The sequence below is a fragment of the Bacillota bacterium genome (assembly GCA_013178415.1).
Lineage (GTDB): Bacteria > Bacillota > SHA-98 > Ch115 > Ch115 > Ch115.
The window spans coordinates 1-9844 of sequence record JABLXA010000044.1; the positions used below are offsets into that span (position 1 = coordinate 1).

10 protein-coding genes are annotated in these 9844 nt (G+C 46.6%); all 10 read right to left on the reverse strand.

The features are described 5' to 3' along the window. Positions 1–466, reverse strand: a 466-nt coding sequence (locus HPY52_16730) for a motility protein A (GenBank protein ID NPV81878.1), incomplete at its 3' end; no start/stop codon positions are given. A gap of 216 nt (positions 467–682) precedes the next feature. Beyond that, on the reverse strand, positions 683–1507 hold the full coding sequence (locus HPY52_16735; GenBank protein ID NPV81879.1) for a hypothetical protein: 825 nt from the start codon (positions 1505–1507) through the stop codon (positions 683–685). After that, positions 1500–1910, reverse strand: coding sequence for a response regulator (locus tag HPY52_16740; protein ID NPV81880.1), 411 nt, complete (start codon positions 1908–1910; stop codon positions 1500–1502). The genes HPY52_16735 and HPY52_16740 overlap by 8 nt, the downstream gene beginning before the upstream one ends. A gap of 23 nt (positions 1911–1933) precedes the next feature. Continuing rightward, on the reverse strand, positions 1934–2758 hold the full coding sequence (locus HPY52_16745) for a protein-glutamate O-methyltransferase CheR (GenBank protein NPV81881.1): 825 nt from the start codon (positions 2756–2758) through the stop codon (positions 1934–1936). A gap of 35 nt (positions 2759–2793) precedes the next feature. Then, positions 2794–3666, reverse strand: a complete 873-nt coding sequence (locus tag HPY52_16750) for a HEAT repeat domain-containing protein (GenBank protein ID NPV81882.1) — start codon at positions 3664–3666, stop codon at positions 2794–2796. A gap of 1 nt (position 3667) precedes the next feature. Beyond that, the gene (locus HPY52_16755; protein ID NPV81883.1) at positions 3668–5476 is read right to left on the reverse strand and encodes a chemotaxis protein CheA; all 1809 of its coding nucleotides are present in this window, start codon (positions 5474–5476) and stop codon (positions 3668–3670) included. Continuing rightward, positions 5473–6510: a chemotaxis response regulator protein-glutamate methylesterase gene (locus HPY52_16760; GenBank protein NPV81884.1), complete on the reverse strand. Its 1038-nt coding sequence runs from the start codon at positions 6508–6510 to the stop codon at positions 5473–5475. Before HPY52_16760 ends, HPY52_16755 begins: the two co-directional genes overlap by 4 nt. 4 nt (positions 6511–6514) lie before the next feature. Further along, entirely contained in the window at positions 6515–7009 is a 495-nt protein-coding gene (locus tag HPY52_16765) for a chemotaxis protein CheD (GenBank protein NPV81885.1), read from the reverse strand. Next, positions 6999–7487: a purine-binding chemotaxis protein CheW gene (locus HPY52_16770; GenBank protein NPV81886.1), complete on the reverse strand. Its 489-nt coding sequence runs from the start codon at positions 7485–7487 to the stop codon at positions 6999–7001. Before HPY52_16770 ends, HPY52_16765 begins: the two co-directional genes overlap by 11 nt. A gap of 73 nt (positions 7488–7560) precedes the next feature. Beyond that, positions 7561–9501: a methyl-accepting chemotaxis protein gene (locus HPY52_16775; protein NPV81887.1), complete on the reverse strand. Its 1941-nt coding sequence runs from the start codon at positions 9499–9501 to the stop codon at positions 7561–7563. Between the last annotated feature and the right edge of the window lie 343 nt (positions 9502–9844).

Genomic DNA, 9844 nt, shown 5'->3' on the forward strand with positions numbered 1-9844 from the left:
TTTTATCCGGGCTATCCAGGTTTCTTAACATCTGAACCAGCCCAATCAGCGTCCCGATCATGCCAAATGCCGGCGCTAGAGAAGCCATGGTTGCCAGGATCCTCTGCCCCAAAGCATGCCGTTTCTGTAGAAAGGCGATGTCCGTTTCAAGCATCTGCCTTATATTTTCAGGTTCATAGTGATCAACTATAAACTGCACTCCCTGGGCGAGAAACTTATCTTTTATACGAAGATCTACAGACTCGAGGGCAAGAAAACCGTCTTTTCGGGCGATCTCTGAAAGCTCCACCATCTGTTCGATAACTTCTAAGGGCTCTGGGAGTTTATTGATAAAGGCGTTCTTAACGACCTTAATCAACCCGAAGACATCGGAAAGCGAATAATTGATCAGAATGCCGGCAAAAGTGCCGCCCATTGTTATGAGCACAGAGGGAATATCAAGAAAAATATTTACAGACCCGCCCATAACAATTGCAGAAAATATCAAGATTATACCTAAGGTAAGGCCAATAATTGAAGCTAAGTCCATATCGGAATCATCTTGCTCCTCCCGGGATTAAATCCTCAGCTTCTTAACTGCCCCTAATTTTAGAAATTTACCACGCTAGAGTACACGCGTAGGATCCAGAAGGATTATGAGCCCATCTTTGAGCCCCGTAACTATAGGACCTGCCTCGTCATGTTATTTATCAATAATCTCCTCCAAATTTAGAGGTGTAATCAGAGAAGTGTCATATTTTCCAAAGAATTCTCGATTAATTAACCTTGCCTGTTCGCCGATGCTAAAGCTAGTGATATAGTTGACTCCTATTACGCGTCCAACAGCAAGGGCGACCTTACCTCTTGACTCTTCTCCAACCACGTAGTGTTCGATCTTATCGAGTTTTCCTATCCCTAATTTCAAGGCAGTATCGAAGAGCGGGACAATTTCCCCCCTTAGATTAATTAGCCCTAGAAGACCTCTCCCCGCATAATATGGAAGACGCGATACGGTAGTAGGCTCTGTAACTTCTACTACTTGGTGCACAGGCAAGCAAAGAGTTGCCCCTAAGACCTCGAAGAGTAAGAATCTATTGACTTCCAGGTCTATATCCTCGCGATCACCCTGTTCTTGAATAGCCTCAGCTTCATCAGGACCAATAGGTGGGCCCTCCTCCGTACGAGTTTCAACATTATAGGAAGTTCCAAGGCCCTTCACCATATGGACAAGTTCTTTCAATCTATCGAGGCGGGAAAGAAGGTCATTCACGGTGGAGGTCCCGGCAGAGACATTCCCATTCCTGATCGGCTCGAGCATGTTTTCAATTTCGTGGCATAGAGCAGCCATCTCTTCTAGTCCCATGTATGCACTATTACCTTTTAATGTATGGGCACTCCTAAACATCTCCTTTACGAGATTTAGATCTTCAGGAGATTGTTCAAGCCTGAGAAGATTCTCTTCAAAACTTCTAAGATGTTCTTCCGCCTCGGCTATGAATTCTTTAATGATTTCTTGATCTTCAATCACTGCTATCCCTCTCCTCCAGGTTACATGGTTCCTGGGATTCATCAGCCAAGATTCTCCGCACACAGCAACTGAGTTTACCCAACAAAACGGGTTTTACGAGATACTCTCTCGCCCCCAAAGATAAACCGCGGGCTACTTCTTCACAGGTGGCTTCGGCCGTTAGGAGGATGATAGGTACCTTCTGGTATACACCATCCGCCTTCAATGAACGAAGTAGTTCGAATCCATCCATTTGAGGCATATCGATATCAATGATAACTAGATCATAAGCCGACCGGAAAAGAGCCTCCAATGCCTCGATTCCATTAGATGCCGAGTCTACCTGGTATCCATCCTGTTCAAGAAGCGCGGCGACCAGTTTCCTGGTTGTTCGAGAATCATCGACTATCATTATCCTTTTCATACCAGACTTACTCCTCTTAAGTTCTATTTCATGTACACTAAGTCATTCCCGACCCTGATCAACCTGAAAGCCCGCGAGGCCCCATTCATGGACTCGGCCCGGCCCAGAAAGATATATCCCCCTGGAAGAAGACTATCATACAGATATTCAAGGGCTATCCGCCGTGAATCCTCGTCAAAATACATGAGCACGTTCCGACAAAAGATAATATTGTATCCCCTCTGCATAGACATTAGCTGTCTATCCATGAGATTTAGGTACTGAAAGTTCACAAAGCTACTAATTTTCTTTGAAAGTACATAGTAAGTACCATCATGTGTAAAGTATTTATTAAGGATGTATTGGGGGAGTTCCCTTATCTCGCGTTCCATATAAAGGCCTTTATGCGCAACATCGAGGGCACTCATACTTATATCAGTCCCTAGAATCTCAAAATCGAAAGGGAGAACGTCCTTCATCGATTCAATAAGGAGAATTACGAGTGAATAGGGTTCACATCCTATAGAGCAACCTGAGCTCCAGATGCGCAATTTTCGTTCGGTCTGGGCCTCTAGGATAGAACGCGCTACTATTTCGAACGTCTTTAGCTGCGCCATATCACGAAAGAAGTAAGTTTCATTTGTCGTAAGGAGGTCAAGAAGAATCCTAATCTCTGTTTCTGATTGATCCCTCTGCAGGTATTGAAAATACTCCGCGTATGATGAGTGTCCTAAAAGGCGTAAGCGGTCGGCCACCTTATGCTCAACAAAACCCCTTTTATTTGAATCGAATTTTAGCCCGCTCTTACGATAAACTAGTTGGCATATATCCTCAAATTCTCTATCTATCGGTTCAAATGTATATCCCATAGCTCTTCCCCCAATACCCTCCCAAAATGTGTACCTTATAATAGTAGCTGTCTAAGTATTCTGCTGAGTTCTACGTTTATAGGATCTCTCAGGGATCCTTCCGATTCTTCGAGACTATACTTAACCGCTCTTAGTAGCTTGGGGAAAGGTTTCGGGAATCCATCCCAAATATATTTCTCCTCAGGAGGCCCTTCCTTCTCTCCTGAGTAGATTTCTTCTACATTTGTTACGAACTGGAGTATAGCTTCAAGGCCTGTCCTAAGCATAAATGCGTGGATGAAGCCACTAACATCTAGCGGGTATCGGAGACACTGAAAAATACGGTGTAGATCGTGTTCGTTTCCAATCAGGCCCAAGGTCTCAAATATAGCATATCGAAGCCAGGTATTACTTTCGTTATTCAAAACACCAAGCAACTTCTTGGAGAGGATAGAGCTAGGCACCTCTGATTCAACAAAGCCCAGGCCTTCAGCAGCAGCAATCTGAACATTTGGGTCCGCATCGTAAAGGGCCTCAAATAAATGTGGCAAAGCCATATCGGCACCAAGTTTTCCTAATAGCTCTATGGCTAGCTTCTTTTTAGCTCCAGATGAGCTTTGATAAAATCTAATTAGGCTGCTACTGATGATTGAGGGGTCCATAGAATGTATAATGTCAATGGCGATACTCCGCAGATTTGCGTCATGCCCTTGAAGCAGTTCGAGCGCCAACTCAAGAACCTCTGATCCGCCTATAGTCGTTAAAGAGCGGAGGGCTGCATCGACCACGCCCTTATTCTCATCTCTTAGTAAATGAAAAAGAATCCGGACAGAATCTTCATTTCGCTCATTTCCGAGCTTCTTTGCGTAATCCCTGCGGGCGGTTGCATCAAGACCGTTTAACCTTGACAACATATCATTTTCTTCCACCTTAAGCCACCTCGTTGCCAAAGATTATTGCGGGCGTAAGGGAGCTAGTATCAATTATTAAGGCAACGCGGCCGTCCCCCAGGATAGTTGCTCCACCGATTCCGGCGATGTTCCCCACGTAATCACTTAGCGTCTTTATTACTATCTCTGTCCGCCCAACCAATGCGTCTACTGTCAAACCAACCCGTCCCAGGCGAGTCTCCATCACCAGCAGGTATCGGGCATGGCTTTCTGAGGCATTCCCGGTACCGTAGATATTCCCAAGGTAGGCAACGGGCAAAATCTCTGATTTTATATCGACGCATGTTTGGCCAAGCATGGTTTCCAAGGAAAGTGTTTCGATGTCTACTATTTCAACGATTGAAGATAAAGGTACCGCAATCGTTTCAGTCATGACATTTACTAGGAGAGCATCGACAATTGATAATGTAAGTGGCAACTTGACCCTAAAGGTAGTGCCCTTGTCTTTCTCCGTGATGATCTCTATATTGCCCCTGAGTTTCTCCACTTGAGTCTTCACAACGTCCATGCCCACCCCACGGCCAGATATATCGGTAATCTTTTCAGACGTTGAGAATCCTGGCAGAAAAATCAGGCTTAAAATCTCCTTTTCAGTCATGCTGTCTACAGTTAAACCTCGCGCAAGAGCTTTCCGCGTGATTTTTTCAATATCGATCCCTACGCCATCATCCTCAACCTCAATAACTACATCATCGCCTTCGTTAAATGCTCTCAGCCAAATCTGTGCAGTCATCTGCTTTCCTTTTGCCAACCGCTCCTGAGGAAATTCAATACCATGGTCGATAGCATTCCGTATAAGATGGGTTAACGGATCAGCAATTTCCTCAATGATACTCTTGTCAATTGTAGTCTCATCCCCTAGAATTAAAAGTTCGGCCTTCTTGCCAGTAGCAACACAAAGATCTCGGACCAGCCGTTTATACCTTGAAAATAAGCTCCCTATGGGCAACATCCTCAAGCCCATCGTACGTTCCCTCAGCGCGTTGAGTGCTGCCTCAAGCTTATCGTAGGATTTTTTGAGTCCAATACCAATTCTCTGGGTTTCGTCTTCGTTTAACGCAGGCAAAAGCTCGCCGATCAAGGCTCCCAGGCGCGCTTTCTCGATAACCAACTCACCCACGAGGTTATTTATGTCATCCACTTGGTGCAGGTTTACCCTGATAGAAGTTATCTCATCTCCCTCGGTCTTTTCTTCTGTAAGGGGATACTGATTAGGAGATGACAAATTGAAGGATGACGTTGGTATCTTATCAGCTGTTGGGCCTTCGTTAACACACTCTTGAATAGAAACTGCCTGGCTGGAAACCTCCTGACCAGGATTATCCTGGTTAGCAGTATCGGGAACATGATCTATAGGCCCTTCTATAGGCCTTTTACCCTCACAACTCAGCGGTTTAATTTCAAATGAGAATTCATCGGGACCGCCACTTTGGCTTAAGACGCGCCTTATATCTTCCTCAGTATGTGTAGTAAAGAATATGAGGTTAAACGAATCCAGGGGGGCGCTTTCCGGGGTCTCAAGGTCGGGCTCGCCGGCTGTTATTTCACCTATCTCTTTGAGATTATTCAAAATCACCATAGAGCGAGCCAGTTTAGTAGGTGATTCGGGGTTTAAAACAATCTTGATCTCAAAGCAGGCTGCCCTCTCATTGGATGAGGATATCGGGGCCGCCTCCACCGCTCCACAGGAGGGATGCGACCGAAAACCAATGGCCCAATAAGAGGGCCAGCCCAATACCTTCTGTAGTTTCCTAAAGAGTGATCTCGTATGCTTTAAGAATTCTTTCATCGCCTAAGCCCCCTGATGATCTGCCTTGGAATCTCATATGAAGGGGCCACTATCTCTGCGGCTCCTTCTTCTAATGCTGCAGAAGGCATACCGAAGACCGCGCAAGTAGATTTATCCTCAATTATTGTAAGACCGCCCTTAGCCTGAATAGCCTTCATTCCTTCGGCCCCATCTCTCCCCATACCGGTCATCAACACTCCTATAGCCTTATCCCGAAACACAGAAGCCATAGAAACCATAAGCACATCTACAGAAGGTCTAAATACGGTCTCCTCAGGCTCTTTAGAAAGACAAATCATACAGCCGTCACCAAAATTCCTCCTGATCACAGTCATATGATAGTCTCCTGGAGCCAGGTACACGACCCCAGCTTCAGATATCTCGCCGTGCTCCGCTTCCTTCACTGTAAGCTGGCTTAGCTGATTCAAACGCTCTGCATACGACGGTATAAAAGCAGGTGGCATATGTTGCACATAGAACACGGGGGCAGGGAAGTCTTGAGGTAGACAAGGGATTACATCTAAAATATTCCGGGGCCCCCCTGTAGAAGCTCCTATAGCTATCCCCATACCCCTATGTAGGGTGGTAGTCTCAATCTTTTCAGACAGCCAACTCCCTTTCCTTGGAACCTTAACCTTTGCCCGTGCAGCGGCGAAGACTTTTGCAATTATCTCTGACTCTTTCTTGGCTAAATCCAATGAAATAGACCCGGAAGGTTTCGGGATATAATCTATTGCCCCTTTCTCCAGGCATTCTATTGTTACTTTGGCGTTCTCCTGAGTTAAGGAGCTTATCATTAGGACTGGAGTTGGACGCTTCGCCATCAGCTCTTCAAGGGTTTCTATGCCGTTTTTTACTGGCATTTCTACATCTAAAGTTATGACATCCGGCTTTAACTCATCTACAAGCTCTAGAGCTTGCTCTCCATTACGAGCAGTTCCAACTACCTGTATACCCGGATGAGATCTCAAAATATTTGTCAGGACTTTCCTCATGAAAGCAGAGTCATCAACAACTAGAACCTTTATCGCCATAGTTTTAAAGGATTATATCCTCCTCTCCCCAGCGTTTGATAACTACCTCACCGGAGGAAAGGGCAAATTCCATAGTTCTATATTGATAGCCGCCTATATCTTCAGCCACCAGCGGAATCCCTATATTCCTCAGCATTTCACTCACGGCTTGAGCATTCCTAAGTCCAGGGTCAAAGATTGGGGCGGGGATACACTCTCCGAACATATTCCCGCCCCCGGCAATTTTGGCCGTTATCCTCTCGGTGGATGCACCAAGGTATACCATCCTCCTGATTAACTCGGGGATTGCTGTATCCGCATATTTCCCCAAGGCTTGGCCAGACTCCCTGTAGGAGGCCGCATAATCGAGGAGGATATGGGCCAATCCGCCTACCTTGGTTTCTCTGTCATAGAGCGCGAGACCGATACATGATCCGAGGCTAGGCGCAACCAGGATACTCGCTCCCCTGCTCGCTACCAACTCTGCAATGCAAACTATTATTCTCTTCTCATGCAGGATGTCGTTCCTCCTCGGCTTCGACTAGCTCTTCTACTTTACCTAACTCAGCGGCTTCATCAATAGAAAAGATCTTGGCCAGATCCAATAAAATGATTAATCTGTTCTTCACTCTACCGATTCCTTTCAAGAAACGGGACTCTATACCCGAGACTATTTTGGGTGGCGGTTCTATCGACTTAAGTGGGATACGAAGGACTTCTGACACAGAATCCACTATGAGGCCCACCGTCATATCGTCGATATCTATAACGACAATTCTGCTCGCGTCCGTTTTCTCAGTTTCGGGCATATCAAAGCGCTTTCTAAGATCAACGATCGGGAGGACCTTATTTCGAAGATCTATTATTCCCTCCACAAACGCAGGCGCCTTTGGTACACGCACTATATCAATCAAACGAATGATCTCCTGAACTTGCATAATATCAACGCCGTATTCTTCAGCGCCTAGCTTAAAACTTACCAGCTGGATTTCATCGATTAGATCACCAGAAGTTTCAAGCGCTTCATCGTCTATGATTTCATTAGCTCTGATCGCCAATTCCAACACCTCCTTAATCTATCTGTTGTAATTCTTCAGCTACCTCAGCGACTTCCTCGACTGCCTTCGCCAACTCTTGCATGCCTGCCGCATTCTCCTGAGCAGCACGTGAAGCATCCTGTGCGCCTTGAGAAATTCCTTCGGCAGATTTTGCGATCTGACCAATCGCAGCTGTAGCACTGGTTATAACCTCAAGGGATTCCTGGGCACCCTTCGCGAGGCTCGCTACGCCTTCCTGGATCACAACCATATCCGATTCTACCGCGTTGAGGTTTTCTGTCGCCTTCCTAGCCTCATCCACTGCACGAGCAGCGAGTCCAGCTGCATCTTCTATGTCGGCATAAACCACTGCGATCTGGTCTTGGACATTCCGGACCATATCTTTTATCTTATCGGCAGCCTCTGCAGATTGCTTGGCCAGCGCCCTTACGTCGCCAGCCACCACAGCAAATCCCTTACCGTACTTGCCAGCCCTCGCGGCCTCAATTGCGCCATTAAGGGCGAGAAGGTTAGTCTGGATAGTGACGTTGGAGACCGTATCCACTATTTTATCTATCTGACGAGCCCTATCGCGAAGGGTGCTAATATTTTTTGCCGCCTTCAGATTTTCCTCTGCAGCACTCCCAATGGCTGCGATCATCCTGTCAACCTCTGTCTTGCTTTGTGCAAGCAGGGTTTGAAGCTTGTTAACGTCCTCCAAAGACTTCCCAGTAGTCTCAACAACGATTTTAGAGTTCTTCTCGATCTGTTGCGCGCCAGCCAGCGATTGCTGCGCGGCCGCTGACTGTTCCTCCGCGGCAGATGCGATTTGTTCAATAGCGGCCATGATCTGCTGTGTAGCTGCATTTGATTGCTGGATAGTGGCGGATAGCTCCTGGGCAGCAGCTGAAGTATTATCGGCCGCTCTTACCCCTGCAGAAGAACCCCTAAGGTCATCCGCCATTCGAGCCAGTTCTTCAGCCGCCCCCCCTATTTCGGTGAGAGCCTTTACTTGTTCGCCCGCAGCTTTGCTGGATTCCCGTGTGGATCCAGCAGCCTGCTCTGCTGCAGAAGCAATCTGCTGAGCACCTGCCCTCATTTCTCCGGCTGCTTTAGCAGCCTCGATCAATTGACGCTGGGACTCCTGGACACCTAAGAGGACGTTGGCCATGTCCTTTCCAATAGTCGCAAGATCCTGGGTAATCTTTGCAGCTTTTTCTACCTCCTCGCGAGAATCTTTACCAATCTTCTCAATATCCTCAGAAACAACCTTAACGTCGCTTTGGATGTTGCCTATAAGCTCGCGTATATCTTTAGCTGCTAGTGCTGCTGTTTCCGCGAGGTTGCGAACTTCATCTGCAACTACAGCAAACCCTAGACCATGCTTGCCGGCGCGGGCCGCCTCTATAGCCGCGTTAAGGGCCAATAGGTTGGTCTGATCCGCGATTCCCATGACAGTCTTAACAATATTCCCAATTTCTTCTGCATGCTTTTCTAATTCCGCAACGTTGCTTGCAGATTTGATATTGTTCTCTCCTGCAAGATTTACGCCGTCGATAAGCTTTGCGATGTCCTGACCAGTCGTACCGACAAGAGTTTGAAGAGCTGTCGTTTTCTCCACAAAAACAGAGGCTATCTTCTCTGCCTCCCGCGCATTTTCTTCGATCCGTTTCGCGCTATTAAGGCTTTCCTCAGAGGCTTTTGAGGCTTCGAGAGATGCGGAAGCGATATTTTCCATTGTCGCCTGGAGGCTTTGTGCTGCTGCTCTGGCCTGCTCGACACCGCTAGAGAGTTCGGCTGTAATTGCAGCAAGCTTCTCCGCCAACTCAGCTTTTCGTTGAGCATTCCGCTGACGTTTTCTAATAGAAGCTTCATCCATGAGTTTTTTCTTGAGATCACCAGGTTCTGGTTCTTTTTCTGTCGTGGCGATCGCAACGGAATTAGATTCTCTAGCTTGTACACCCATACCCTTCATTCCACCTTTCTCCCATTCTTTGGTCAGCGGTCTAACTTTAGGTTCACGATATTCGGATACGAGATGATTGTCAGCCAGATAAATTAAGGTTTCTATGCTTAGCTTAAGCTATGGTTATCCCCCCTCACCATGTACATAGTGAAGATAGGAAGCCATGGTACGAGCGATATTCTGTTGCTGAATCATTCTCGCTCTTCCTAGGCATATAGAAGGCTCAAAGCATATCATGTTATAGGACGTGAGCCGGAATAGTCTATGGCTTTGTGCTATATCAGGAGAAGAAAAGGACTTAAAAGGCGACTTTTCAGATTTAGCGGGTAAGGCTAAAGAATAAAGCGGATAC